This is a genomic window from Bacillus sp. JJ1521, assembly GCF_036965165.1.
Lineage (GTDB): Bacteria > Bacillota > Bacilli > Bacillales > Bacillaceae_L > Ferdinandcohnia.
Window position 1 is genome coordinate 1 of record NZ_JBALOX010000037.1, and the last position, 26,615, is coordinate 26,615.

The following is a 26,615-nucleotide window of genomic DNA, read 5'->3' on the forward strand; positions in this document are numbered from 1 at the left end:
GAGTTCTGGTGTTGCTGTTGGGATTGCTCATACTGAACCTGAGTCGTAAGCTCTTTCTTGATTTCTTGTGCTGGGTCTTGGGACTGGCTCTCCTCCCCAGAATGGAGCTTTTCAATAAGTATGATCGCTTCCTCTGCAGTAAGTTTTCCTTCTTCAACTAACTTTAAAATACGTTTTTGTTCCTCTTTCATGGGTAATTCCTCCTTTAAATTTCATTATGGGCTAATACTTGAATTCCTTTTACGATGTTCCAAATCACGATTCCGATGTTAATAATGGCTAATAAGATGAAAATCAGCACCATGGCTGCTGCAAATGCCTCCACCGACCACATAAAGAAAAACGGGATAATGATAAAAACGATTGTTGCTGCTGGAATAATATGTGAAATCAACGCATGGAGGGCATGCTTTTTAACTGCTGGATTCTCAACAAGAATATAAACAACTAATGGTAAAATAAACCCCGCAAAGAAAATACTGAAGTAACACAACGCTGCAATTAATTTATCTGTATTCACTCTACATCACCCCTTTACAACTCTATATACGAAACCTAGTCATTAATGGTTTCAACATTTTATAAAAATACGTCTGGAGACTTAGTTGGCCGTAGAGCTGTAGGGATGGGTCTCCCGGTTCCTTTTCATTTATACTTGTGAAAATCAAGTAAGTTAGGGACCATGAGAATCGCCCCCATGGTCCCAAAATAGTGCTCATTTTTTAGACTTTAGTTCAAACAGTCCTTTAAGATTTTCACGATAGTGCCAAGCTAAAATCCCTTCAAATAGTGTGATAAAAATAGCTAACGGTAAAAGTGCCGAATCTACAAAAATATGAAAAGCTAAAATATTGAAGATTAATCCAGCTAAAACAACTAATGCCAACGGTACATACCTACGAATGATCAAAAGGGTTCCTGCAATGATTTCGACGCCCTTTTCCATCGCCAATAAATAGCCATCACCTAAGAATTCCATTGCAGCAGGACTTGTCGGTGCAAACGGTTCAAATCCAAATAATAGAGCATACCCGTTTAATCCGGCTCCTAAAAAAATGGTTCCCAACAGAATTTCAATGATTCGAATCATGAATTTCATTTTTGAGCTCCTTTGATATTGATTTGGAGTACCATATGCCATATCTTCCAGCAATATTCATAAAACTTTTCTTCAATCGTACAGCAGAAACGAGAACCTGTTTACCTTTTCCCTAATTCTCTCGCCAGGATTGATCGGCGAAAGCCCTTTTGTTGAATGAATTCTTTTATTTCTTTAACGCTCATATAGGAAAGTCGAATATGATAATAATTAATATACTCAATAATGGCAAATCCAAATAAGAAAAGGTACCAATATAAACCTTTTGAAAAAGTAGCTTGATAGACAAGTACAGGTATACCAATCACAAGTAATACAAGATTAATTTTCTTGAAGATTCGAAAAGTCACCCGTTGTTTGTTTGTTAATAATGAACGCTTGCCCTCCTTAACCCGCTTCCACTTCAGATACCAATAATAACTTCCTTGAAATAAGATCAATTCTAATATGCAGAATGCAAATATATGTGGAAAAGTGGTTAAATACTCGTTAGACCATTTGAATGTAGGAATATAAAATAACCAAAGGATTGGGAATAGAATGGCAGCCGCAAATTCCCCTGTCCAAAGGCCATATAGTTTTTTTTGAGTTCTTTCTTTCATGGTGCATCACCTATCAGTATTTTTCTATAATGCCAGATTACCATAATTTTCCGATCATGAGGTTAAAACAGGGACCCTTTACAAAAAATTAATTAAACAAAATCCCGATCTGTTTTCGCAAATCGGGATTTTAATATTATTTAGCAACTGTTTCTTTTTCTTTGATCAATTCTTTCATCCGTTGGCGGTCGCGTTGAAGGACTGGCTTTAGGTAGTGGCCGGTGTGGGAAGCTTCGACGTTTGAGATTTCTTCTGGTGTCCCTGTTCCTACGATGGTACCGCCTTTGTCTCCACCCTCAGGTCCAAGGTCAACGATATAATCTGCTGTTTTAATCACATCGATATTATGCTCGATAACAAGGACTGTATCGCCACTTTCCACAAGTCGCTGCAATACCTTCAGTAGTCTTGAGATGTCATCTACATGTAGTCCAGTTGTAGGCTCATCCAAAATATAGAAGGTCTTTCCATTAGAGCGACGATGTAGTTCAGAAGCAAGCTTCACACGTTGCGCTTCTCCACCAGATAAGGTTGTAGCTGGTTGGCCTAACTTGACATATCCTAACCCAACATCAAAAAGGGTTTGAATCTTCCGCTTGATTTTAGGGAGGTTTTCGAAGAACGAAACCGCCTCTTCAACCGTCATATCTAATATATCTGATATATTTTTATCCTTATATTTTACTTCCAATGTTTCACGGTTATAGCGTTTCCCATGACAAACCTCACATGGGACATAAACATCTGGCAGGAAGTGCATTTCAATTTTAATAATTCCATCACCACGGCAGGCTTCACAGCGTCCACCTTTGACATTGAAACTAAAACGTCCCTTTTTATAGCCTCTTACCTTTGCTTCATTGGTATTCGCAAACAAGTCCCGAATATCATCAAACACCCCTGTGTAGGTGGCCGGATTTGACCGTGGTGTCCTACCAATTGGAGACTGATCGATATCAATCACCTTTTCTAAATGCTCAATGCCCTTAATTGTTTTGTGATCACCTGGCTTGCTTTTTGCACGGTTTAGCTTTTGGGCAAGAGATTTATGAAGAATCTCATTTACTAATGTACTCTTACCTGAACCCGATACACCTGTAACCGCTACGAACATACCTAAAGGAAATTTCACTGATACGTTCTTCAGATTGTTCTCCTTCGCTCCCACAACTTCGATATAGCGGCCATCTGGTTTCCTTCTTTCGAATGGAAGTGGAATGAACTTTTTACCAGAAAGGTATTGACCGGTTAAGGAATTCGGGTCCTCCATCACTTCTTTCGGAGTTCCTGCTGAAATGATTTCTCCACCATGAGTTCCGGCCCCTGGACCAATATCGATTAAGTAATCTGCCGCAAGCATTGTATCCTCATCATGCTCGACTACAATTAACGTGTTTCCAATATCCCTCATTGTTTTTAATGTATCAATTAGCCGGTCATTATCCCGTTGGTGCAGACCAATCGACGGCTCGTCTAATATATAAAGAACACCTGTTAAACGAGAACCAATCTGGGTAGCAAGGCGAATCCGTTGTGCCTCACCACCAGATAATGTCCCTGCTGCACGACTTAGCATTAAATAATCAAGACCCACGTTGACTAAGAACCCTAGTCTTTCCTTGATTTCTCGAAAAATAAGGTTGGCAATCTGCATATCCTTCTCGGAAAGTTCAATATTAGTGAAAAACTCAAGGGACTCATTAATTGAAAGTTCAGTAATATTTGAAATATGTTGTCCGGATATCAGAACTGCAAGGCTTTCTCTTTTTAAACGGTGACCTTTACAGGAAGGGCAAGGCTTTTCACCCATGTATTTTTCCATTTGCTCACGAATATAATCGGAACTTGTTTCTTTGTAACGTCTTTCTACATTTCGAAGAACGCCTTCAAACTGAATATAATTTTCACGAACCTGCCCCCAATCATTTTCATAATGGAAAAAGATTTCCTCACCATCACTACCATATAAAACCTTATCCATTAGATGCTTTGGAATATCCTTTACAGGCATGTCCATATCAATACCGTAATGGTTGCAAACAGCTTCCAGCAATTGCGGATAATATTGTGAGCTTGTTGGCTCCCAAGGGGCAATGGCATGCTTCCGAAGTGATAAATCCCAATTTGGGATGACAAGATCCGGGTCAACTTCGAGTTTACTTCCTAAGCCATCACAATCAGGGCAGGCTCCGAATGGGCTATTAAAAGAAAACATTCTTGGTTCAAGTTCACCAATAGAAAAACCACAAATGGGGCAAGAATGAAGCTCACTAAACAAAAGTTCCTCTTCCCCCATTACATCAATGATGACCCTTCCTTCGCCAAGACGAAGTGCCGCTTCAAGTGAGTCAGCCAGTCTTGAGGATACGCCCTCTTTTACTACAATACGGTCAACAACAACCTCGATTGAATGCTTTTTATTTTTTTCAAGTTCAATGTCATCAGAAAGCTCAAGCATTTCACCATCTACACGAACTCTGACATATCCTTGTTTTTTAATATCCTCTAAAATTTTCACATGGGCACCCTTGCGTCCAGATACAACAGGACCAAGTACTTGTAGCTTCGTGCGTTCAGGGTATTCTAAAATCCGATCCACCATTTGCTCTATGGTTTGAGAGGTAATTTCGATACCGTGATTTGGACAAACCGGCTTACCAACTCGTGCATATAATAAACGTAAATAATCATATATTTCCGTAACCGTTCCAACTGTTGACCTTGGGTTACGGCTTGTTGTTTTTTGGTCAATTGAAATCGCAGGTGAAAGTCCTTCGATCGAATCAACATCTGGTTTATCCATTTGGCCTAAAAATTGACGTGCGTATGCAGAGAGGGACTCGACATAGCGTCGTTGTCCTTCCGCATATATGGTGTCAAACGCAAGGGAGGATTTACCTGAGCCAGAGAGACCAGTAACCACAACCAATTTATCTCTCGGGATCGTTATGTCTACATTTTTTAAGTTATTCGCCCTTGCGCCTTTCACAACGATTTTATCTAATGCCATATTTTATGTCATCCTTCCGCTTTTAACTCCAATATTAAATCACGTAGTTCAGCTGCACGTTCAAAATTAAGTGCTTTTGCTGCTTCTTTCATTTCTACTTCCATTTCACCTATCACCTTATCGCGTTCTTTCTTCGATAATCCCGTTAATTTAGGTGCTGTTTTATAGTTTTCCGTTTCTTCTGCCGCCGTCGTAGCGCGAATGACATCGCGAATATCTTTTTGAATAGTCGTTGGCGTAATGCCATGTTTTTTATTATATTCCTCTTGAATTTCACGCCTACGCTTCGTTTCAGCAAGTGCGATTTCCATTGAATTAGTAATCTTATCAGCATACATGATGACTCTTCCGTTCGAATTTCTTGCAGCACGACCAATCGTTTGGATGAGTGATCTCTCCGAACGAAGGAACCCTTCCTTATCAGCATCAAGAATAGCAACAAGTGAAACCTCCGGAATATCCAGTCCTTCACGGAGTAAGTTAATCCCAATAAGGACATCATATTTACCCATTCGAAGATCGCGAATAATTTCAATCCGCTCAAGTGTTTTAATGTCTGAGTGTAAATAATTTACCTTGATCCCAATATCCTTCAAGTAATCCGTTAAATCCTCAGACATTTTTTTCGTTAAGGTTGTAATAAGAACACGTTCGTTTTTGTTCACGCGGTCTTGAATTTCTCCTAATAAATCATCAATTTGACCTTGAATTGGTCGAACATCAATAATCGGATCAAGCAGTCCAGTTGGACGAATAATTTGTTCCACCATTTCATCGGTATGCTCAATTTCATATGGTCCAGGTGTAGCGGAAACATTTATAATTTGATTGATATGATCTTCGAATTCTGCAAATCGCAATGGACGGTTATCCAATGCTGAAGGAAGACGGAAACCATGGTCCACCAACACTTGTTTTCTAGCTTGGTCGCCATTAAACATTCCACGAATTTGCGGTAATGTTACGTGCGACTCATCGACGACAATTAACAAATCTTCAGGAAAATAATCCATTAATGTATATGGGGTTGAACCCGCTGGCCGTAAAGTTAGATGACGTGAATAGTTCTCAATTCCTGAACAAAAGCCCATTTCACGCATCATTTCAAGATCATAATTGGTCCGTTGCTCAAGTCGCTGTGCCTGAAGAACCTGACCATTTTCATGATATTCTGCTAAGCGTTCCTCAAGTTCCGCCTCTATATTTTTAATCGCAATTTGCATTTTTTCATCACGGGTTACGAAGTGGGATGCCGGGAAAATTGCGACATGCTCACGTTCGCCAAGGATCTCACCAGTTAAGGCATCTACTTCACGAATCCGGTCAATTTCATCACCAAAAAACTCCACGCGAATACAGTGCTCATCACGTGAGGCGGGAAAAATTTCGACTACATCTCCTCTTACTCGGAAGGTTCCGCGACGGAAGTCAATGTCATTTCGCTGATATTGAACATCCACTAACTTATGTAAAAGCTCATTACGCTCGATTTCCATACCTGTGCGTAGGGAAACCACGAGCTCCCTATATTCCTCTGGAGAACCCAAACCATAGATGCACGACACACTGGCAATGATAATGACGTCACGTCTTTCAAAGAGCGAAGATGTCGCGGAGTGGCGTAATTTATCAATTTCATCATTTACACTTGAGTCTTTTTCGATATATGTGTCTGAAGACGGAACATATGCCTCAGGTTGAAAATAATCATAATAACTGACAAAATATTCAACAGCATTATTAGGAAAGAACTCTTTAAACTCACTATAAAGCTGACCAGCCAACGTTTTATTGTGGGCAATAATTAATGTGGGTCGATTGACTTCTTTAATCACGTTTGAAATTGTAAACGTTTTTCCTGTTCCGGTCGCACCTAATAAGGTCTGATACTTTTTCCCCGACTTGATTCCATCAACAAGCTCTTTGATGGCTTTCGGTTGGTCACCCTGTGGGGAATATTTGGAGACTAATTCAAATTGATCTTTCACTAAGCTTCCTCCCATCCATTTTGTTGGTGATTTATATGAACTGTTTAGGTATTTTTTCACTGACTTTTTCTCGATAAAAACATTGTACCACAAACTGACATAAAACAAACAAAAATACGAACTGATATTCGATTAATTTTATTCAGTCGGTATCAAACTCCGACTGAATAAAATTATAGCCTCCGGCGGATGCCACGATTTTTCAGCGGAAAGTTTTCGAGCATAAGATCAAAGACTAAGATCGCCACGTCCTGTGGCNNACCCACCTCGTGTGGGCCTAAAAAAATCGGGTCCAAATACGCCAAGGCGCATTTGATTTAATAAAAAAATAAAGCCAGTAACTTAAAAAAGTTACATGGCTTTTATTTTTTCGCTCTTTCCCCCATATTTCTCGAATACAGGAATCCTGCCCCGAGCGAAATGAGATCCGCAATAATGATAAAAATGGAATCCGCATGCCCTTTATATATGGACGCTGCGATAAGGGCAACCGCTAGTAATAAGCCCACATAATAATTATAGGTTACCCTTGTGAAGAAAACGACGAGTACACCCGGAAGGATGAGCGCCAGGAATAGTTTCAATAACATCAAATTTGTATCCTTTCAACATTTTCATAGGTTTACTATAACAAAACTAGTAAAACAAAACACGTAATTACCCATTCTATTTAAATAAATCAGGATAGAACCCTCCAGCCAGTGTCTCCACCGAGTACGCCATTCGGTTTCCAGGCAGCACACTCTCCAATGAAATAACGACGAAGTTTTCGTTTTTTACACTTTCCAGCTGTGAAAGGGCGGGGTCGTTTTTAATGTCTTTAATTTTTTGCTCAATTGACGGTGCATCATAGTCGTGAATCAAGATTACATCAGGCTGCCTTGCCAGGACCTCCTCGTAGCTGACAGTGGTCCATTGTTTGTCAGTAATATCTTCAAAAATATTTCGTCCACCTGCAAGCTCAATCAATAACGTTTCAAAATTCGTTCCACCCGCTGTGAAAACACCGTTACCTCCGCTGTCGTATATGAGTACATTAACAGGTTCCTGTCCAGATAAATTCTCCTGTACTACCGCAATCCGTTCCTTCTGTTCGGCAACGAACGCCTCTGCCCGATCTTCAATTTCAAAAATCTTACCGAGGTCGAGGATTTCCTGATAGATTTCTTCCATCGTTGTCGCTTTGTCCATATACACCTTGATTCCGTAGCTATCTAGCTCATCTATATCTAAACCTTCTTCTCCGAATTCCCAATCGATCCCGTAAATAAAATCAGCTCCACTCGTTAATACAGCCTCTCTTGTAGCAGAACCGTATGTAAGCTCAGGGATTTTATCATAGTCCTCCGCATATTCAGGTAAAGCACCGCGACTGTGGTTGTCCAAGCTATTTCCGATTACATATTCAGAGAGTCCTAACGCAATAAACAACTCGGTCGCATTCGGTCCCAATGTTAGCACCTTGGAAGGCTTTTCAGTTATTTCTACTTCCCGACCATAATTATCAACAATGAGAGTATCTCCAGTTTGTTTTGCAGTGTTGTCCTCTTTTTCAGCACCACATCCTGCTAAAAATAATACAAGTATCCCGGTCAAAAGAAAAACTAGTTTTCTCATAAATATTCTCCTTTTAATAAACTTCCAGGTAAAAAGGTGATCGCCACCTTTTTAGTAACTGGATGAATTGTTACATCTGACCTAACCCCAAAAATCTCGTAAATCGATTCGGGACGTAGCACCTCTTCTGGAGTTCCCGCCATCAACATTCGTCCATCCTTGACGACATATAATCGGTCACAATAAATTGCAGCAAGGTTTAAATCATGGATAGCTGATAGAACGGTAACACCTAGCCCCTTAATTAAATCAAAAATTTGGAGCTGATGCTGGATATCGAGGTGGTTTGTCGGCTCGTCTAAAAGTAGCAATTCGGTTTGCTGTGCAAGCACCCTTCCCAGAAGTACACGCTGTTTTTCTCCACCTGATAGATTACTAAAATTTCGTTTTCCCATTTGGGACATACCAATTTGCTGAATGGCATTTGCGACAATCTCTTTATCTTGCTTACTATCGCCGTCAAAAAAGCCTTTATATGGGCTTCTGCCCATCGCAATGATTTCTTCCACCTTAAAATCGAACGGAACTACATTTTCCTGCCCGACCACTCCAATTTTTTTCGCTGCGGTTTTTGGATTCATTTTAGTTATATTTTCACCATCTAAAAATACAACCCCGGAGTCTGGTTTCAGCGCACGATAAATATTTTTTAAGAGAGTTGATTTCCCGCTCCCATTAGGTCCAATGATTCCAACAAACTCGCCTTCTGAGACATATAGATTCATATCTTCAATAATTTGTTTTTCATCCAGCGAAAAGTTTATATTCTCTACCTGTAGTTTCAATTTCCCACCTCATTTCTTCTTTGATTTTAATAACCAAATAAAAAATGGACCTCCGACTAGTGCGGTTAATATTCCAATTGGCAATTCCTCTGGGGCAATGACCATTCGTGCGGCGACATCTGCCCAAATCACAAAAATCCCACCGAGCAATGCACTTACAGGAAGAACTCGTTTATGGTCGGATCCAACTAGTAGCCTTGTAATATGCGGTATCATTAACCCAACAAACCCAATTGACCCACTAACTGCGATCGTAACCCCAGCTAGAAGAGAAGCAACAAGGATTAACAATTTATGCAATCTAGCTACATTAAAACCTAATGTTCCCGCTGTTACATCACCAAATAGTAGGGCATTTAAGGCACGGTATTGACTCATCAATACAACCATACAAATGATTGACACCGTGAGTGGCAGGGTTAAATAAGCCCATTTCGCTCCAGCTAAGCTTCCTGACATCCAGAAAGTCGCATTATGTAATCCCAATGCATTCGGTGCACTAAGCGTAATAAATCTTGTCAAAGCATCCATCATTAGGGCAATTGCGACACCAGAAAGCAAAAGGTGAGTCACATTGATTCTACCGTTCACTCTTGAGAGGATATAAACTAAAATAATCGTTACAGCAGCTCCGATAAATGCGCTGATAGATAAAGAATACCTCCCAAATATCGAAAAGGCACCAAACAGCATCCCTAATGTCGCTGTTGCAGACGCACCTGATGAGACCCCAAGAATAAAAGGATCGGCCAGATGGTTACGAACCAGTGCCTGCATGACAACCCCTGTTATTGCTAGTGAAGCCCCGACAATCATTCCTAATAAAACCCTCGGCAAACGTAGACCCCAGACGATGTTATGCTCAACCAGTGTCCAACTAGTTTCAATATTTAGAAATGGAAGTTTTGCTAAAAGAATGTTAAAAACTATTAGCGGATGAACTGAGACTGGACCAATTCCGATTGCAAAAAGGATAGAAAGAATGCCTAGAATAAACATCAACAATGTTATAACCTTCATATTTAGTTCATCCCGATTGAAGATTTTTCGAAACGAATTTCTTTTCATAGCCAACCCTTTCTTTATAAATATGAACGCCCAGAAAAGGATCTGAGCGTTTTACATGTCGTGTGTTTACACACCTTTATAATCATTACTTTCGTATAAATCAATAAGCTCGATGTCTTTGTTTTTATCTTGAAAATAGCGATACGTAAAGTCATTTTCAAATAAAACGACATAGCGTTCATTACGGTCACGAACTAGTAAACTTCTTGAATCAAATAGACGTAAATCTACATCCTTATTTCCAATCCATCTTGGAATTCGGTTTCCAAGTGTTGTGAATTCAACTGAAACATTGTATTCTGCCTCTAGTCGATGTTCAAATACTTCATATTGAAGCTGACCAACCGCACCAAGAATGAACTCGTCATTTGATTCCTGTCTGAATAATTGAATCGCGCCTTCTTGAACGAGTTGTTCAATTCCTTTTCTAAATTGCTTCGCCTTCATAACGTTCTTTACGCGAACCTTACGATACATTTCAGGTGGGAAGACAGGTAGCTCCTGATAATGCATATCCTCTTTACTAACCGTTAATGTATCGCCGATTTGATAGACATTCGGGTCATAAATACCAATTATATCTCCAGGATAAGCTTCATCAACTGTTTCACGGCTTGCCGCCATAAATTGTTGGGTCTGATTCAATTTAATTGATTTACCTGTACGAGTGATGTTGACTCCCATACCGCGCTCAAACTTTCCTGAGCAGATCCGTAGGAACGCAATTCGGTCACGATGCTTCGTATTCATGTTTGCTTGGATTTTAAAAATATAACCTGAGAATGTTTCGTCCTCTGGTGGAACTAGGCCAAGATTGGTTTTACGTGGCTTCGGTTCTGAAGCAAATTGTAAAAATGTATTAAAAAATGTTTCCACACCAAAGTTTGCGAGTGCACTACCAAAAAATACAGGGGTAAGCTCCCCATTAACTACACGGTCCACATCAAAGTCGTTTCCAGCTTCGTCTAATAAGAGTAATTCGTCTTGTGTACTTTCATAAACCGGTGTGTCTGTAATTGCTGGATGCTTTCCTTCCTCAAGTTCCTGTAATGGAATGATTTTTTCATCTTCATTCCCAGTGAAATGAACAAATTGATTATTGTAACGATCAACAATCCCTAAAAATCGTTTTCCCATCCCGACAGGCCAGTTCATAGGATAGGACTCAATTCCAAGAACTTCCTCAAGTTCTGCCATAAGATCAAGTGGATCCTTACCTTCACGGTCAAGCTTATTGATAAATGTAAAAATCGGAATTCCTCTCATGCGACAAACTTTAAATAACTTAATCGTTTGTGGCTCCACGCCCTTTGTAGAGTCAATGATCATCACGACACTGTCTACAGCAGTTAATGTTCGATAGGTATCCTCACTGAAATCTTCGTGCCCTGGTGTATCCAAAATATTGACGTAGAAGTTTTCATATGGAAAACTCATAACACTTGATGTTACTGAAATTCCGCGTTGCTTTTCGATTTCCATCCAGTCTGATGCAGCAAATTTCCCTGATTTTTTTCCTTTTACCGTCCCCGTTTCACGAATGACGTTTCCAAAAAACAAAAGTTTTTCTGTCATTGTGGTTTTCCCGGCGTCCGGGTGAGAGATGATGGCAAATGTTCTTCGTTTTTGAACTTCATCTATATAACTCATGCAAATTTCCCTTCCGTTATCACAAATTCTATCTAAAAAAATATATCATATTCAAAAAAGAACCACAACGTGAATTGATTCCAATTTTACTAGAGGAAAGGCTTAAAAATAGGAAAATATGTGATACAAATCACATCCTGCAATTTGAGTTCCCACTATACTAAAGATAGAAATAGAAAAAATACTCAATGAGGTGAAAGTACATGTTTGTAGCATATTTTTTACTTGTAAGTATTATTCTCATTTGCGTCGGTTTTACAGTCCAAATTATAAACGGTATTAAAGAATAGATAGCAAATCACTCGATCAATAATCTAGATAAAGAAAATGGGAGAGGCTAGTTTTTCGACTAGACTCTCCCATTTTTTCGTCATCAAATAAAGGTACCCTTCCATTCTATAGCAACCCGGCCGCCATAGAGAATTCTCCTTAGGCCCGTGGCTTTGCGTCATCGTTTTTCAACAATTTTGCCTTTTGTATAGTTTGGTCGTCTATCTATGTTGTCTATCTAATGGCTTTACTCATGCGCTGATATTTACGCTGAATACTAATTGGGCTACGGTTTAACCTTTTTCCAATATCAGAAAATGGTGTCCCCGTTGCGACAAGCTCGATCATAGAATGAATTTCAACCGTTGTCCATGAGCGGTAATTGACCCTCTTTTGCTTAGAACGTTCACCTTCAACCCAGCCAGGTTCAGGGACGATTGCATTTTTTTCAATTTTCGAGAAGTCAACTCGATCCTTATTGTTCTTTGCCCAAAACCAAAAATCTTCAGGTTTAATAAAGTAAAACTTTCGTGTATTTCGTGTTGCCTTCTTTGTGTACTTTAGTCCATGGTTGTCAATCCAGAGTTTTACAGACTTTGGATCAATTTTTAATAGAGTTGCCAATTCATGCATCGTTAACTGACCGGTGAAGGATTTCGTGTTCGAAAGCCCTAATCTCTTAATTTTTATCTCAACCGCCGTTTCTGTCCTATGTAGGTGAGCCGCAATCGTAGAGATCTTCATTCGACCTACATTGTCCTTCAAAAACTCTATTTCCTCATACGTCCATGTTCTTTTCTTCAAATCAAAAATCCCCTTTTCATTCTTAATAGCACTAAGAATGAAGGGCCTTTCGATGACATACTACTATCATATCATACTATTGAACTAAAAAAATACTAGTAATTTTATTTTCACTAGAGTTGTCAAGTGCTTTTTATACTCTTTATAGTTTACGAGCATTTATGTAAGTAAAAGAAGTCAAGGTATTGAACAGGATCACCTGAACCTATTTTTAGATTAAATTTTTAATCACAAGCTTCATCGCATGGATTTGACCTAAATGGTAGGCTATATGGAAGAGTGCTAGGTTGGTTATATCGCCGTAGGATTCAAGCCCAAGAAATGGTTGTTTTAATCTTTCTTCAAAACGTTCAACGGGGATTTGCTGGGTTCTTGCTATCTGTTCGTTAAATTGAGTTACTAAATCTGCTAGTGTTTGGATGTCTCCATTCCAATCAGCAGGACTTGTTCCTTTTGCAAAGAGCTCCAAATAATTTCCCGGTAGAAAAGTAGACTTTTTCGGATAGCCAAACATAAACTGCTCATTGACGGTAACAAGATGCCCAATATGCCAAAGGATTGTATTATTAAAACCTTCTGGTTGAATAGATACTATTTGGTCCGTTAGATCCTCCACCTCGCCAAGAAAACGAACTTTTAATAATTCAAACTGCGTTAATAAATAGTGACTCATTCTTATACCCCCTGATTTTTAAAGTGCTAGTAATCTATATGGCACTATGGCGTATTCGAGACCTGATTCTTGTTGTTTTTTATAAGTTTATCTATTTGCAAATGGAGTTGGAGGCATTCTCATATAAAATATAGATATTTAGGTAGCCCTAAGTATAATACTTATTTCCTATGGTAGTTAGCATATTTTGTAAGTATGTTACAATTGCTGTCAGTAACAAAAACATGCTGTCGTTTCCCGGGAAATGTTGTCGGCAATAGGAAAAATTGTCGGATGTATTCCCCAAGATAAATACGAAAAGGTCCAAACCATACATCTGGTTTGGACCTTCCTCCAAGTTATGATAAATTTCTCTCAATCTTGTATTCCTCAGTTTTTTCAGTCAGCCATGCAGCGTATTCCTCTGAGATTTTTTGATCAAACAAGACTGCGTAAATTGTGTCTTTGTTTTCTTCATAATTAGCTTCTTCGGCTTCTTTTTTATCGGTTACTTTAATGATGTGGTAGCCGTGTTCTGTTTTTACAGGGTCACTAATTTCATCTTTTCCTAATGAAAATGCAACTTCTTCAAATTCCGCGACCATTTCACCTTTTCCGAAATAGCCAAGATCTCCGCCAGCACCTGCACTAGCAGTATCTGTTGAATACTCTTTTGCCAATTCAGCAAAATCGGTACCTTCTGCAAGCTTTGTAGCTATTTCATTTGCAGTTGTATCATCATCGACTAAGATATGACTTGCTTGAACCTGTTCAGCCTGAGCAAAAGAATCCTTATTTTCTTCAAAATAGGTTTTTATCTCATCGTCTGTGATCTCGATTCTAGGTTCAAGTAATTTTTTCGTTAGGATAAACTGTTTGATATCGTCTTCCACATCTTTACGGGTTACTCCACTTGATTCAATCGCACTCGTAAAGCTTTCCTCTCCTCCATAGGAGTCGATTAATGCCTGCAGCTCATCATCTAGCTCTTTATCAGAAACTGATATATTTTCTTTCTCTGCTTCTAGTTCAATAATTTTATTCGTGATTAATGTTTCTAAAACATTCGAACCATAAAATTTCTCTAAAGATGTGTGTAGTTCATCGCGCTCAATTTCAACGCCATCAACACTAGCAACGACATCCTTTTTGAAAACTGCGAAACCAATGGTCGATATGAGCGCAACACATAAAATTGTCCCAATCACCCAGGCTAGTTTTGTTTTCCCCATTATTTTTGTCCTTTCACCGCTATGCGTTATTCAATTCCCGTATTATTGCTTGTTAAGGTTAGTTTTGCAGTTTCAAGTTGGTTGCCGCGGTAAAAGCTTAATTCAATTTCATCGCCAATTTTTACTTTTGAATATAAATATTTTCGAAGTTCCATTGAGCTTTTAACCTCAGTATCATTGATTTTCAAAATCACATCGGTCATTTTTAAACCAGCTTTTTCAGCTGCAGAATTCTGTGCAACACTGGTTACGATAACCCCTTCTTTTATATTCTCAGGAAGGTCGGCGTAATACATTCTTGGAATTTCCGCGAGGTCTGCTAATCCGATTCCGATAAATGGACGTTCAATTTTACCACTTTCAATTAAACTGTTAATAATCGGCACGACATCATTACTAGGGATGGCAAATCCTAAGCCTTCAACACCACTATTGGCGATTTTTAAGCTGTTAATTCCGATGACTTGCCCTTGTGTATTTAAAAGGGCACCACCACTGTTACCTGGGTTAATGGCAGCATCAGTCTGAATAACGTTTAATTCCCAGCTACCTGCAGAGGTATCAACGGAGATGCTGCGATCCTTTGCACTTACAATCCCTGATGTAACTGTTCTTGATAAATCAAGTCCAAGTGGGTTTCCGATTGCAAACACCTGGTCACCAGGTCTTAATGACTCGGAATCACCAAATTGTAGAACCGCCTCTACGTTTTTAGAATCTATTTCTAAAACAGCTAAATCAGTTAACGGATCTGTTCCTATTAACTTAGCCATTGTTTTTTCACCATTATAAAGGGAAATTTCTACTTCGTTTGCATTTTCGATTACATGGTTATTGGTAACAATATAAGCTTTATCGCCATCCTTTTGAAAAATAACCCCGGAACCCGTTCCGCTTGCGACACTTTGTGAGTTACCTCTGTTAAATGGATTTTGTTGAGCCTGCATACTTGTAATTCCAACAATCCCTTTTGATGCATCTTCAACCATATCCGCAACGGAAGACGTTGAGTCTTTTACTGCTGTTGGTTGGATTTTCACAGGTCCTGACGCTTCGATTACTTCTGCGTTCTGTTCTGTTGCAGGTGCATTCGAATTGAAATATCCTTGCAATCCGTCAATATGCGGAGCGACTCCCAGCGTTAATGCAGAACCAAGAACTCCAGCAGATACCATGGATAGAAAGCCTTTCATTTTTCCATTTGATTTTTTATCTTTTGGTATTGAGGAACGAAGTGCTGTATCATTGGGAACCGCCACCGATTGTTGAATCGATTCTGCTTCGACTGGCTCAGCTGGCACTTGCTCCACTTCTGGTTCTAGTTTCATTTCTTGCTGTTCGTACTGAATTTCTTCTGTATGATTTTCACTATTTTCTAGGTTGTTTGGCTGTTCTTTTTTATCGTCAAATTCATCAAAACGTTTATCGTTTTCCATTATGAATTCCTCCTTAATTAACTCCATGTATTTATCATAGACAAAAATTATGAACAAAATATTAACAAACCTTGAAAAGACATGGAAAATATTTTGTTATCAAATGCGCCTTGGCGTATTTGCGCCCGATTTTTTTCAAGCTTGCTTGAAATATTCCTTTGAAAAATCGTGACATCCGCCGGAGGCTTTTCACTTTATTCAGCCAACTGCTGAATATAGTGAAAAATCCATCAAAAATATGATGGATTTACTCAAATGGAATTCGAATTTCGAATGTTGTTCCTTTTCCTTTTTCACTAGACACTTCAATTTTTCCGTTATGGAGCTGGACTAGCTGTTTTACAATCGAAAGCCCTAGACCGAATTGACCAAACGGCGTTCCGGTACGTGAGACATCTGCTTTGTAAAAACGATGCCATATATTCTCGATTTCTACTGGATCAATTCCCACCCCTGTATCTTCGATTTCAATGACCGTTTCGTTCTCCCCTGCTTTTCCACGAATCCAAATTGTTCCGTTATCGGTAAACTGAATACTATTTTTAATAATATTGATTAAAATTTGAATTAAGCGATCGTAATCCGCTGTAATCGTCAATCCTTCTGGAACCTCAACAATTAATTGGTCATTTTTTTCATCCGCTTGTGGCTCCAGTGTTTCTTTCACAACCTCAAGCACTTCGATTAATTCAATCGTTTCCTTTTGGAGAGTTACTTGATTAGAACGGATTTTTTCATAGTCCAAGTTTTCATTCACAAGGCGAATGAGGCGTTTTGTTTCCTGGTTAACTAATTGAACACCCTTAGCTTTTTCCTCTTCTGGAATCAGATCATTTTTTAATCCTTCAATCACACCGCTAATCGTTGTAAGTGGTGTCCGCATTTCATGAGAGACATCAGCCATAAATTTCCGTCTCCGGCTCTCAAGGCTTTCGATTTCCTCCATCGATTTCTGCAAACGTTGCGCCATCTCATTAAAATCATTGGAGAGTTCACCAATTTCATCAAAATTAGATGAAGGCAATTTAACAGAAAAATCACCAGCGGAGATCATCGAGGTTGCTTTACGTAAACGTTTGATGCGCTTCACATGAATCGTCGACAAAATCCAACTCATTAAAAGAGCAACAGCCAGTGCCAAAAACATCGTGTAAAACAAATATTGGTTAATATCATGGATCATTTCCTGCGTTCCGCTGATCGGTGATGCTAGAAGTACCCCACCAACAAAGGTTTGGCGAATCATATAAGGCATGACAATAAACGTTACTTCCTGCTCGAAACGCTTATAATCCTGTTTGACTGACACGATATGCCCACTTCGGACCTTGTCCCATTCCTTCTTTCTCAACTCCACTTGCGGGACAAATCCACCTACAGCACTTAGGCTCACTCCATTTTCATCAAATACTGTAAAATAAATATTTCGCTCACCTAGCATGTTTGAGTATTGAAGAATTAGTGCATCGACATTCGACGTGCGGCCAATATCGCTAATAATATTTTCACCATATGTGGTCAACTCTTCGACCTTCTCTTCAAAGACAAGGTTACCTACGTAATGTGCGAACACAATACTTAAAATAATAAACGCAACCACAATCACACTTATGTGGCTAAAAAGCTGCTGGAACATGTAACGGAATTTCATTTTTCGCCCTCAACAGATTCATCGAATTTGTAGCCCACACCCCATACTGTATGGAAAAAGGGTTGGTTTTCCGTACCTAGTTTTTTTCGAAGTCGCTTTATATGTACGTCAACTGTGCGCTCATCCCCATAAAACTGGTACCCCCACACACGATCCAATAACTGTTCCCTTGAGAACACCTGCTTCGGATGCTGCGCAAAATAATACAATAAATCAAATTCCTTAGGTGTTAAGTTGGTAATAGATGTTCCATTCAAGAGGACTTCCCTTGTGTTCTTATTGATTTTAAAATGCTCGGTTTGAAGGGTTTCAGCTTCAGCTTCACCTGTTGCCCTGTTATTATAACGGCGAGTAACTGCCTTAATTCGTGCCATTAACGCAAGTGGACTGAACGGTTTTGTGACATAGTCATCCGCCCCCATCTCAAGTCCCAATACCTGATCAGATTCACTATCCTTTGCCGTAAGCATGATAATCGGAACGGAGCTTTTCTCCTCGCGAATTTTTCGACAGATGGTCACCCCATCCATCCCAGGCAGCATCCAGTCCACAATAAGCAAATCCCAATTTTCCTCTTTAAAGCGGTTATAGCCCCTGAGTCCGTTATGGACAAACTCCCCTTCAATGCCTTCCTTTGAAAAAAACATCTCAATCATCGAACAAACACTTTCATTATCTTCTATAACGAGAACTCTCATGTTTCCAACTCCTAATATAGAACCATTGTTATTTCTATTTTACTATACAAAATCCCATTTAAAAAAGGAGTGCTTATTTTTTTACAAACTCTTGTGTACGTCCATAACTGTCTAAATAATTTAGTTTTATTAGGTTATTGCCGAATTCAAATCTCAAAGTTTCATTTAGAAACTCAGCTTGATACATCATTTGGTCACGATTCACTTTTACAAGATTAATAGGATAAGTATATCGAACACCATACTTTTTTGGAGCTGTTAAAAGTAAAGAAGTCCCACTGTTTTGTTGAATCGTTAGTTTAGTATTTTCATTTTCATACTCGCCTATTAATGGAGTGGTATCAATCTCTTGTTCTACATTTTGTGGAATCACGATAGATATTACATCCTTACCAAATACAATTTTCGATAGATCATCACTCATTTTTTCGATTGGCGTAAGGTTTAGATTTGATAATACAATGACAGTTACATCTTTTTCTAGATATAAATATAAGTCACTTACAAAGCCGTTTATATCCCCGGAATGGCAGGCAACTTTTTCAGGTTCATCAAGTAAAGACCAACCATAACCGTAGCCATCAAGATTAGGAGTAAACATTTTGTCGATGAGCTCTTTGCTTAACATATCTCCATTACGTATAGCCTGTCCCCATTTGAATAAATCCTCAACTGTGGAGTATAAACCGTATGCTCCAAGAGGAAAGGACATGTCAATAAATTCGGTATGAATGATCGTTTGATTTAAAGTGTGACCTGTTGCCAGAAAAGGAATAATCGTCCTTCCATCATCAACACCTGTATCCACTAATCCAAGTGGCTGGAATATTGTTTCAGTTAAAAATTTTGAATAGGATTTCCCCGTAATTTTTTCAATAATTGCCGTTAATACTAGATAACCAGCATTACAATATTCCATTCTTTCTCCTGGCTCGAACTCAAGTGGAGCATCTTTAATAGAATCCACCACCTCTTCAAGAGCGGATGGGAGCCTCATTGATCTATTCCAATAGTCCGGTGATGTGGTAAAATCCGCGACTCCAGAGGTATGGGATAATAAATGATGAATTGTTATTTGATTGCCAAACGTAAAGTCCGGTAAAATGAGATCAACCGTATCCGTTAATGCGAGTTTTCCTTCTTCTATAAGCTTTAATATTGCCACTGCCGTAAATGCCTTTGTAAGGGAACCGATTCTAAATTTTGTTTTCGCGGTTGCGGGTACTTCATATTGGAAGCTTGCATATCCGTAGCCCTCTGAAAGCAGGATATCACCCTTTTCCGCCACAAGTACAGCCCCATTAAAATACCCCTGATCTGCTAAAGATTTCATATAGTTTTGCAGATTTTGACTCATAAATTCCTCCTATGTATGAAAGGGGCTAGTAAACTTTGCCCCAGAAAGTGTTATACCTTCATTTCCCCATGCTCTATTGCTGATTTTTCAATTTGAATGGTGGTGTGTTCTATTTTGAATGTGTCGCGTATTTTATCAATCGCTCGTTGTAAAACTTCCTGACTATCATAATCGTCTTTGATTAAAATATGGCAGGTGAGCGAATCCATGCCGGATGTAATCGTCCAAATGTGGAGGTCATGAACATCGATAACCCCATCAATTTCCTCTAATGTGGTTTTGACTTCTTTTTGGTCAATTGTAATTGGTGTGCCCTCCATTAGGATGTGAATTGAATGAGTCAAAACACCCCAAGCACTTTTTAAAATAAGGATAGCTACTACAACTGAAATTATTGGGTCCGCAATATACCACTCAAAGAATAGCATCAAGAAGCCTGCGATAATCGCTCCAACCGAACCGAGGGCATCTCCTAGAACATGTAAGTATGCACTACGTAAGTTGACGTTATTTTTCACATCGCCTTTACTAATTAACGACCAGGCGCTAAGCAAATTCGCCAAAAGTCCAATTCCGGCAATGATCATCATAGTCCCGCTTGCAACAGTTGGTGGTTCAAAAAATCTTTTGAATGCTTCAAACACGATAAAGCCCGCAATGATGAACAACGTAATCGCATTGAAAAGCGCTGCCAAAATTTCAAATCGATAAAATCCGTAGGTTTTCTTCGCCGACGCAGGTCTTGTTGCAAACCAAAACGCAATTAAACTTAATAACAGCGAGCTTGCGTCACTTAGCATATGACCTGAGTCGGAAAGTAAAGCTAAGCTATTTGTGATAAGTCCGCCGAAAAATTCAAGCAGCATAATGCCAGTAGTAATAATTAATGCAATGAGTAAACCTTTTTTATTTCCTTCTCTCACTTCATCGTAATGATGGTGATGATGATGACCATGATGGTCATGTCGGTGATCATGGTGGTGATGGTGATGTCCCATCATTCTCCCTCCTATTCGTGTTCAATATGATGAATGACCTGGTGCAGCAACGTTATGACATGTTCATCATCATATGTATAAAGGAAACTGTTACCTTCACGTCGGTATGTCACTAAGCGCAAATTTCTAAGTAGGCTGAGTTGATGAGACACTGCAGATTGTGACATTTCGAGGATTTCCGCGATATGGGTTACTGAGCATTCCTCTTGAGATAATAAATAGAGTATTTTAATTCTTGTTGGATCAGCGAGTGCCTTAAAAATCCGCGACGCCTCGTCAATGGTTACTTGTGATAAAAAAGAATGATCCTTTTGTTCCAATTTTAAAACCTTCTTTCTTAAGATACTTAATATTAATCCTAATGATAGGGAGAAGTAAAACCGCACTATGTATATGAGCATATGTTCATGTATAATATTACGATAGAGGATAAAAGGTGTCAATTAGAATTGGAAATTAATTCATTTTGTAAAAAAGGGCATTATCCCAAATGTGGCAATAATACCTATGTCCCAATAAAAACCCTACATTTCACGATGAAATGCAGGGTTTAACATACTATTTCATATTTTCCCATTCTTCCCTAAGTAATCCCATTCGAATCGAATCATAGTAGATGCCGTTATAATAGCGGCATTTTCTCATGCGAGCTTCAAGTGTCATACCCAGTTTTTGGCCGACCTTGATCATGCGGTGATTTCCAGACCAGGTGGTGTATCCGACTCTTTCGATATAAGGGATCGTTTCAAATAAATAGTCAATCCACAGCTTAATTGTTTCCGTTCCGTAGCCATCACCCCAATATTCAGGAAGATAGATGACTATCCCCATCTCAAGCCATCTCGTTGCTTCACTTTCCCAGTAAAAAAGGACCGATCCAATGATTTGCCCATCCGCTTCAATGATCATTTGATCCAGTGGATGGTGCTGCATTGCGATTTGATGCTCAACCTTTTTTAAATACGTTTCTTTATCAATGTACTTATGCATAAAATAGGGCGCATCCCATTTTTTCCATTCAGGATTAGGGTTAGCGTAGCGCATCTCCCAAAGTGTAGGTAAATCATCTTTTTCAAGTTGACGTAAGATTACTTTTTCTCCCTTTATTTTGACCAGATTCATTATGATCCCCCTGTTATCATGTTTCCTATAGTTTTTATTCGGTATGGATAAGGAAAATCCTTTCTTTTATTGGAAATTGGGCATTATGGTTTCGTACATTATACATCTTTCTTGGCTTTGCAGGTTCGGTATTCCCTAGTTTTATCCAGTTAGGTGCCTCTTCTTTGACTTTGCATGTTCGGTGTTTCCTGATTTTATCCATTTGCGCACCTTTTTACAGAAAAGGTTTTTTTACATATGTATTTTAATAGTTTTCTATACAAAAAAAGCATGCAGCTCCAAACTGCATACTTTTAGTATCCGACAATTTCTAAAAAGTTGTCTTTAAATGTTTCTTCTTTTTCAAATTGCATTTCTTGTTGCTGTTCGATTTCTGCTCGTCTTGCCATCTCGAATTCTATTAATCTTGTTTCGCTAACGTCTCCATCGATTAAGGCTTGCTCAAGGATGGGTGCCAACACATAGGCATCCTTTATCGCACAGTTAATTCCGATCGCAGCCGTCGGGGTCATGGTGTGAGCGGCATCCCCTAGGATGACAAGACCATCTTTTACCCAAGTGTCTGCATTTGAGCTGAACACTTTTAAGCAAACGAAGTTTTTCCAGGATTGGATGTGTTCACGAACAATTGGCTCTAATTCCGGAAAACTTGTTAAAAGTGGTTCCAAGAATGGTTCAAGTGGTTGCTTCCGTAAAGAGGGAAATGTCCCTTCTTCAATATTCCAGCCAATTTGAATCATCCCACCTGTTTGTGTGAACAATGCAAGTTGATGACCATTGGCGAGAACCATTTTGGTTGAAGGCTCCCAATCAGCAGGTGCAGGGATTTTAGCCCAAAGCACATCGTAACCATGCGTTTCCTCTATAGCGGCAATTCCCGCTAGTTTTCGAACAGTCGAATAACGACCATCCGTACCCACTACAACCCGGCTTGAGATATTGATTTCTTGTCCATTTTGTTTTGCCTTTACACCCGTATAGTTGCCATTTTCATCCTGAACTAACCCGGTTACAGTTGTGTTTAAAAGCAGCTGATAATTTGGAAATTGTGCAGCTTCGTTTGAAACAGCCGTTAAAAAATGTGGCTGCGGAATATGAATTCCAACGTGATCGCCTACTGTTGGAGTGATTGATTTTACAATATGTCTGCCATAAAGATATTCAACCTTCTTCATTTTTAACAAACCAAGTGCTTCTATTTTATCAAAAAGATGATGTTCTTTTAAAATCGCTTCGGTTTCAGCATTGATGTGCTCGCCTCTAAATTCACGTTCGTTTCCTGAAGTACGCTCAACAACAATGGTAGATATTCCTTTTTCAGCTAATAAATAGCCTAGCAAAGCACCCGCCGGACCTCCGCCAACAATACATACATCTGTCTGTAAATTCATATTTTCACCTTCTATAGTAAATCGTATGATGTAAAAAAGTTTTCTAATAAGAAACAAAGTTTACTAAACGATAATTAAATGATAACAACCAAGTTTTATTTGGTCAACTGATATTCATTTCCATCTCCAAAGTTGCACTTTCACAATTCATTCGCTATGTTAAAGAAAATACAAGTAAAGGATGAGAACATGACGAATACCTCAATTACAACATTAACAATGATCAGACAATTTGATGTCGACCCTGAAAAGGTTTTTAATGCTTGGACCGATTCAAATATGATGAAAAAATGGTTATTTACAATGGAACACACCAATAAAGTTGCAAAAAATGAACCACATGTCGGTGGTACCTGGGAAATTGTTGACCATAGAAATGACAAGGATTATCGAGCCATTGGCGAGTACATTGAAATCGACCGCCCAAATAAATTAGTTTTCACTTTTAAAATGCCGCAATTTAGCGATACACAGGACGATATTACAGTTCAAATTAAACCTATTGAAAATGGCTGTGAAATGACCTTTACACAAGATATTGTCGTGCCACATGAGGAAGAGTGGACGGAAGAGGACATCGAAAAAGCGCTCAAGGAGTACAATGAAAGCACAGAACAAGGCTGGAACTGGATGTTCATGGGTCTAAAGCAGCTAGTTGAAACTGGAAAAATCAATTATCCATCTTAAAAAGAATCGCTTGGGATTCTAACGGGAGATGAATGTTACTTATACCGTGTTTGAAAAATACGCGGAAAAATTCCTTTTAAATTTAAAAATACTCATATTTCCCTAAATATAAGGGGATGTTTTCCGTTTATCTTATCCAAATCTTAGGATTTTGTCCTATTTTAGAGCAGGTAAACGGAATATCTCCGCCTATATCTACTCCTTAAGCCTTCATTATATACATTACCGGAAATTCTCCGCCTATGAATTTTCTTACTTATACGAAGAAAATCAACAATGAAATGTAATAGAGCCTCTGATAAAAAAACTTGCTCCCTTACCTCAAAATTCACAAATCGCTCACTGACAAGAGGATTAGTAGATGTGTTAAAATACTAATATATCAACATGTATACGGTTACAACACAAAGGAGAGTGATTACAATGCAGGTCAGAGATTTTATGATTACAAAAGTATTTACTGCACAACCTTCGAATACCGTCAAAGAATTGTTACTTATCCTTAAATCAAATCGAATTGGCGGTGTACCAGTTGTTGATGATAAAGGTAATTTAGCCGGTATGGTATCAGATGGTGATGTATTACGCTACCTGATTCCAAAGCACATGGGGATTGCCGGGATTGCAGGGATGGTTTATTTAAGAGAGAATGAGGATTTAAAAGATGTAGTGCAGGAAAAGTTAGATACCCCCGTCAAAGAAATCATGACCAAGAGAAATATCCTTTCCGTATCACCTGATCAAGATTTCGAAAATGCAATGCGATTATTATCGAAACATCATTTTAAAAAACTTCCTGTGGTCAATGGGGCTGGTCGCGTTATAGGTGTATTAAGTAGAGGGGACATCATCAATAATATATCGGAGAAAATTCTTATATCGTAAAAAGAAACCATTCGCAAAGATTCTTCTTCTTTTCGAATGGTTTCTTGGATAATAGGACTTAATTTTGTACAGGTTTTGTGGCTTTCACTGCTGATGCAGACTTTTCCTTTACATCTCCAGCTTTTCTTGTAAATAAAGAACAAATTAGCGTAACAACTGAAATTCCTGTTATAAAGTAGAAGGCATATTTTACACCTGCGGCTAAGATTTCCAGCTCTGATGCAGCAGGAACCTCGACCACATAACTTCCTTGGCCTGCTGTAAATAACGTAATCGCTATTGCTGTACCTGCTGCCCCAGCTACTTGGTTTAATGTATTCATAGCTGCTGAACCATCTGCGTATAATTCACGTGGCAATTGATTCAGTGCATTTGTTTGAGATGGCATTGTTACCATCGTTAAGCCAAAGAATAAAACCATAAAGGCGACGATGATTTGCCATGCTGGTGTTGTTGCCGAAATGGATGATAGAAAAATAATATTACCTATTAATACAAAGATTGATCCCACGATAACGAATGGACGAGGTCCCCATTTATCAAATAAAGCTCCTACAATTGGCGACATAATCACATTGACTGCATTTCCAGGAAGCAATAATAAACCAGCAAACGCAGCGCTAAATAATAATGCACTGTTCAAATAAAGTGGTAATAAAATGGCTGTTGATAAAATAACCAAAATACTAAGAAACATCATTACTGTTCCTAATGTAAACATCGGAAACTTGAAAACACGTAAATTCACCATCGGTTGTTCCATTGTCATTTGGCGGATTCCAAATAAGACAAGTGCGATAACCCCAGCAAGTAAAGGTGCCCAAACGATAGGAGCAGAAATAGGCTCTTCAGCCATCGTACTTAAAGAATAAATTAATCCACCAAAACCAATCGATGAAAGGAGAATCGATAAAACGTCGATTTTCGGTTTTGTAATTTCAGAAACATTTTCTATTTTTGCTACAGCAAAAAGGGTTAGTAAGATATAAAAAATCGCACTAATCCAGAAAATGTAATGCCAACCTAATGTACTAATAATGACCCCTGAAAGTGTTGGTCCTAAAGCAGGGCCTAATGTAATTACAAGACCCATAATCCCCATTACAACTCCACGTTTATGAATCGGGAAAATTAGTAAAAGTACACTTACCATAACTGGTATTAAAATACCTGTCCCCATCGCCTGTACAATACGGCCGAGTAACAGTATCGCAAAACTTGGAGATAGAGCAGCAAGTACAGCTCCAAGTAATGAAATCACAAGTCCTCCAATTACTAACTGTCTAGTGGAAAACCATTTCATCAATAATGCAGAAATTGGAACTAAGATTGCTAATACTAATAAATATCCTGTTGTCAGCCACTGAGCAATGACAGGTTTAACTGAAAACTCGCCCATAATGTTTGTTAACGCCATATTTAATGCTGTTTCACCGAATAATCCAATAAAGGCACCCAGCATTAAAATAAATGCCATAGTCTTTGGATTTTTAACATGTAATTGTGTATTCATAAAAATCTCCCTATCTTTAATTCGACTAGGTTTAGTCGATTTTTTTGCATAATAAAAGCCAATCCCCTCTTCAATGAGCTATGCTCATGAAAAATGGATT

The 26,615-nt window shown here is 38.8% G+C and carries 25 protein-coding genes and 1 riboswitch; of the genes, 2 read left to right on the forward strand and 23 right to left on the reverse strand.

All coding sequences use genetic code 11. The features are described 5' to 3' along the window. The 22 genes from V7147_RS06580 to V7147_RS06685 form a co-directional block, all read right to left on the reverse strand. A partial coding sequence (locus V7147_RS06580; protein WP_438824563.1) for an SHOCT-like domain-containing protein occupies positions 1–191 on the reverse strand: 191 nt, incomplete at its 3' end. A gap of 14 nt (positions 192–205) precedes the next feature. Further along, positions 206–520, reverse strand: a complete 315-nt coding sequence (locus V7147_RS06585; protein ID WP_335367058.1) for a DUF4870 domain-containing protein — start codon at positions 518–520, stop codon at positions 206–208. 195 nt (positions 521–715) lie between these two features. Continuing rightward, positions 716–1,099, reverse strand: a complete 384-nt coding sequence (locus V7147_RS06590; RefSeq protein WP_335367059.1) for a hypothetical protein — start codon at positions 1,097–1,099, stop codon at positions 716–718. A 101-nt stretch (positions 1,100–1,200) separates the two neighbouring features. Next, entirely contained in the window at positions 1,201–1,701 is a 501-nt protein-coding gene (locus V7147_RS06595; protein WP_335367060.1) for a hypothetical protein, read from the reverse strand. Positions 1,702–1,837: 136 nt separating this feature from the next. Continuing rightward, complete coding sequence (gene uvrA, locus V7147_RS06600) at positions 1,838–4,711, reverse strand: excinuclease ABC subunit UvrA (RefSeq protein ID WP_335367061.1); 2,874 nt, start codon at positions 4,709–4,711, stop codon at positions 1,838–1,840. Positions 4,712–4,719: 8 nt separating this feature from the next. Beyond that, entirely contained in the window at positions 4,720–6,699 is a 1,980-nt protein-coding gene (gene uvrB / locus V7147_RS06605) for an excinuclease ABC subunit UvrB (RefSeq protein WP_335367062.1), read from the reverse strand. 362 nt (positions 6,700–7,061) lie between these two features. Next, on the reverse strand, positions 7,062–7,289 hold the full coding sequence (locus V7147_RS06610; RefSeq protein ID WP_335367063.1) for a DUF2198 family protein: 228 nt from the start codon (positions 7,287–7,289) through the stop codon (positions 7,062–7,064). Positions 7,290–7,365: 76 nt separating this feature from the next. Next, positions 7,366–8,316 (reverse strand): ABC transporter substrate-binding protein, encoded by a 951-nt coding sequence (locus tag V7147_RS06615; RefSeq protein WP_335367064.1) that lies wholly within the window; start codon positions 8,314–8,316, stop codon positions 7,366–7,368. After that, positions 8,313–9,101 (reverse strand): ABC transporter ATP-binding protein, encoded by a 789-nt coding sequence (locus V7147_RS06620; protein WP_335367065.1) that lies wholly within the window; start codon positions 9,099–9,101, stop codon positions 8,313–8,315. Before V7147_RS06620 ends, V7147_RS06615 begins: the two co-directional genes overlap by 4 nt. Before the next feature lie 9 nt (positions 9,102–9,110). Continuing rightward, positions 9,111–10,121 carry a FecCD family ABC transporter permease gene (locus tag V7147_RS06625; protein WP_335367066.1) on the reverse strand — a complete coding sequence of 337 codons (1,011 nt, stop codon included), beginning with the start codon at positions 10,119–10,121 and terminating at the stop codon, positions 9,111–9,113. Positions 10,122–10,235: 114 nt separating this feature from the next. Then, positions 10,236–11,819, reverse strand: coding sequence for a peptide chain release factor 3 (locus tag V7147_RS06630; protein ID WP_335367067.1), 1,584 nt, complete (start codon positions 11,817–11,819; stop codon positions 10,236–10,238). Positions 11,820–12,216: 397 nt separating this feature from the next. Beyond that, positions 12,217–12,301, reverse strand: a riboswitch (cyclic di-GMP riboswitch). Positions 12,302–12,323: 22 nt separating this feature from the next. Continuing rightward, positions 12,324–12,893 carry a DNA-binding protein gene (locus tag V7147_RS06635; RefSeq protein WP_335367068.1) on the reverse strand — a complete coding sequence of 190 codons (570 nt, stop codon included), beginning with the start codon at positions 12,891–12,893 and terminating at the stop codon, positions 12,324–12,326. 211 nt (positions 12,894–13,104) lie between these two features. Beyond that, entirely contained in the window at positions 13,105–13,566 is a 462-nt protein-coding gene (locus V7147_RS06640; RefSeq protein ID WP_335367069.1) for a DinB family protein, read from the reverse strand. Between the two features lie 338 nt (positions 13,567–13,904). After that, positions 13,905–14,777 carry a foldase protein PrsA gene (locus V7147_RS06645; protein ID WP_335367070.1) on the reverse strand — a complete coding sequence of 291 codons (873 nt, stop codon included), beginning with the start codon at positions 14,775–14,777 and terminating at the stop codon, positions 13,905–13,907. 26 nt (positions 14,778–14,803) lie between these two features. Further along, positions 14,804–16,213, reverse strand: a complete 1,410-nt coding sequence (locus V7147_RS06650) for a S1C family serine protease (protein WP_335367071.1) — start codon at positions 16,211–16,213, stop codon at positions 14,804–14,806. Positions 16,214–16,460: 247 nt separating this feature from the next. After that, positions 16,461–17,864 (reverse strand): HAMP domain-containing sensor histidine kinase, encoded by a 1,404-nt coding sequence (locus tag V7147_RS06655; RefSeq protein ID WP_335367072.1) that lies wholly within the window; start codon positions 17,862–17,864, stop codon positions 16,461–16,463. Next, the gene (locus V7147_RS06660; protein WP_335367073.1) at positions 17,861–18,562 is read right to left on the reverse strand and encodes a response regulator transcription factor; all 702 of its coding nucleotides are present in this window, start codon (positions 18,560–18,562) and stop codon (positions 17,861–17,863) included. Before V7147_RS06660 ends, V7147_RS06655 begins: the two co-directional genes overlap by 4 nt. 73 nt (positions 18,563–18,635) lie before the next feature. After that, the gene (locus V7147_RS06665; RefSeq protein WP_335367074.1) at positions 18,636–19,919 is read right to left on the reverse strand and encodes a serine hydrolase domain-containing protein; all 1,284 of its coding nucleotides are present in this window, start codon (positions 19,917–19,919) and stop codon (positions 18,636–18,638) included. Positions 19,920–19,969: 50 nt separating this feature from the next. Continuing rightward, the gene (locus tag V7147_RS06670; RefSeq protein ID WP_335367075.1) at positions 19,970–20,917 is read right to left on the reverse strand and encodes a cation diffusion facilitator family transporter; all 948 of its coding nucleotides are present in this window, start codon (positions 20,915–20,917) and stop codon (positions 19,970–19,972) included. 11 nt (positions 20,918–20,928) lie between these two features. Beyond that, complete coding sequence (locus V7147_RS06675) at positions 20,929–21,237, reverse strand: ArsR/SmtB family transcription factor (protein WP_335367076.1); 309 nt, start codon at positions 21,235–21,237, stop codon at positions 20,929–20,931. Positions 21,238–21,475: 238 nt separating this feature from the next. Next, positions 21,476–22,039 (reverse strand): GNAT family N-acetyltransferase, encoded by a 564-nt coding sequence (locus V7147_RS06680; RefSeq protein ID WP_335367077.1) that lies wholly within the window; start codon positions 22,037–22,039, stop codon positions 21,476–21,478. Between the two features lie 293 nt (positions 22,040–22,332). Further along, a complete protein-coding gene (locus V7147_RS06685) occupies positions 22,333–23,430 on the reverse strand; it encodes an FAD-dependent monooxygenase (RefSeq protein ID WP_335367078.1) in 1,098 nt (365 codons plus the stop codon). A gap of 189 nt (positions 23,431–23,619) precedes the next feature. Here V7147_RS06685 and V7147_RS06690 point away from each other — a divergent pair, with 189 nt between their 5' ends. Next, a complete protein-coding gene (locus V7147_RS06690) occupies positions 23,620–24,117 on the forward strand; it encodes an SRPBCC family protein (RefSeq protein ID WP_335367079.1) in 498 nt (165 codons plus the stop codon). Between the two features lie 423 nt (positions 24,118–24,540). Then, positions 24,541–25,002: a CBS domain-containing protein gene (locus V7147_RS06695; RefSeq protein WP_335367080.1), complete on the forward strand. Its 462-nt coding sequence runs from the start codon at positions 24,541–24,543 to the stop codon at positions 25,000–25,002. Between the two features lie 58 nt (positions 25,003–25,060). Here the strand turns inward: V7147_RS06695 and V7147_RS06700 are convergent, their stop codons facing one another. Continuing rightward, complete coding sequence (locus tag V7147_RS06700; RefSeq protein WP_335367081.1) at positions 25,061–26,515, reverse strand: DHA2 family efflux MFS transporter permease subunit; 1,455 nt, start codon at positions 26,513–26,515, stop codon at positions 25,061–25,063. Positions 26,516–26,615 lie beyond the last annotated feature (100 nt).

Excerpts from the sequence above, each read along its gene's own strand:
- V7147_RS06590 (WP_335367059.1), bottom strand. The coding sequence starts at position 1,099 with ATGAAATTCATGATTCGAATCATTGAAATTCTGTTGGGAACCATTTTT.
- V7147_RS06595 (WP_335367060.1), bottom strand. The coding sequence starts at position 1,701 with ATGAAAGAAAGAACTCAAAAAAAACTATATGGCCTTTGGACAGGGGAA.
- uvrA (WP_335367061.1), bottom strand. The coding sequence starts at position 4,711 with ATGGCATTAGATAAAATCGTTGTGAAAGGCGCAAGGGCGAATAACTTA.
- V7147_RS06610 (WP_335367063.1), bottom strand. The coding sequence starts at position 7,289 with ATGTTATTGAAACTATTCCTGGCGCTCATCCTTCCGGGTGTACTCGTC.
- V7147_RS06615 (WP_335367064.1), bottom strand. The coding sequence starts at position 8,316 with ATGAGAAAACTAGTTTTTCTTTTGACCGGGATACTTGTATTATTTTTA.
- V7147_RS06625 (WP_335367066.1), bottom strand. The coding sequence starts at position 10,121 with ATGAAGGTTATAACATTGTTGATGTTTATTCTAGGCATTCTTTCTATC.
- V7147_RS06630 (WP_335367067.1), bottom strand. The coding sequence starts at position 11,819 with ATGAGTTATATAGATGAAGTTCAAAAACGAAGAACATTTGCCATCATC.
- V7147_RS06640 (WP_335367069.1), bottom strand. The coding sequence starts at position 13,566 with ATGAGTCACTATTTATTAACGCAGTTTGAATTATTAAAAGTTCGTTTT.
- V7147_RS06645 (WP_335367070.1), bottom strand. The coding sequence starts at position 14,777 with ATGGGGAAAACAAAACTAGCCTGGGTGATTGGGACAATTTTATGTGTT.
- V7147_RS06650 (WP_335367071.1), bottom strand. The coding sequence starts at position 16,213 with ATGGAAAACGATAAACGTTTTGATGAATTTGACGATAAAAAAGAACAG.
- V7147_RS06655 (WP_335367072.1), bottom strand. The coding sequence starts at position 17,864 with ATGAAATTCCGTTACATGTTCCAGCAGCTTTTTAGCCACATAAGTGTG.
- V7147_RS06660 (WP_335367073.1), bottom strand. The coding sequence starts at position 18,562 with ATGAGAGTTCTCGTTATAGAAGATAATGAAAGTGTTTGTTCGATGATT.
- V7147_RS06665 (WP_335367074.1), bottom strand. The coding sequence starts at position 19,919 with ATGAGTCAAAATCTGCAAAACTATATGAAATCTTTAGCAGATCAGGGG.
- V7147_RS06670 (WP_335367075.1), bottom strand. The coding sequence starts at position 20,917 with ATGGGACATCACCATCACCACCATGATCACCGACATGACCATCATGGT.
- V7147_RS06680 (WP_335367077.1), bottom strand. The coding sequence starts at position 22,039 with ATGAATCTGGTCAAAATAAAGGGAGAAAAAGTAATCTTACGTCAACTT.
- V7147_RS06685 (WP_335367078.1), bottom strand. The coding sequence starts at position 23,430 with ATGAATTTACAGACAGATGTATGTATTGTTGGCGGAGGTCCGGCGGGT.
- V7147_RS06690 (WP_335367079.1), top strand. The coding sequence starts at position 23,620 with ATGACGAATACCTCAATTACAACATTAACAATGATCAGACAATTTGAT.
- V7147_RS06695 (WP_335367080.1), top strand. The coding sequence starts at position 24,541 with ATGCAGGTCAGAGATTTTATGATTACAAAAGTATTTACTGCACAACCT.
- V7147_RS06700 (WP_335367081.1), bottom strand. The coding sequence starts at position 26,515 with ATGAATACACAATTACATGTTAAAAATCCAAAGACTATGGCATTTATT.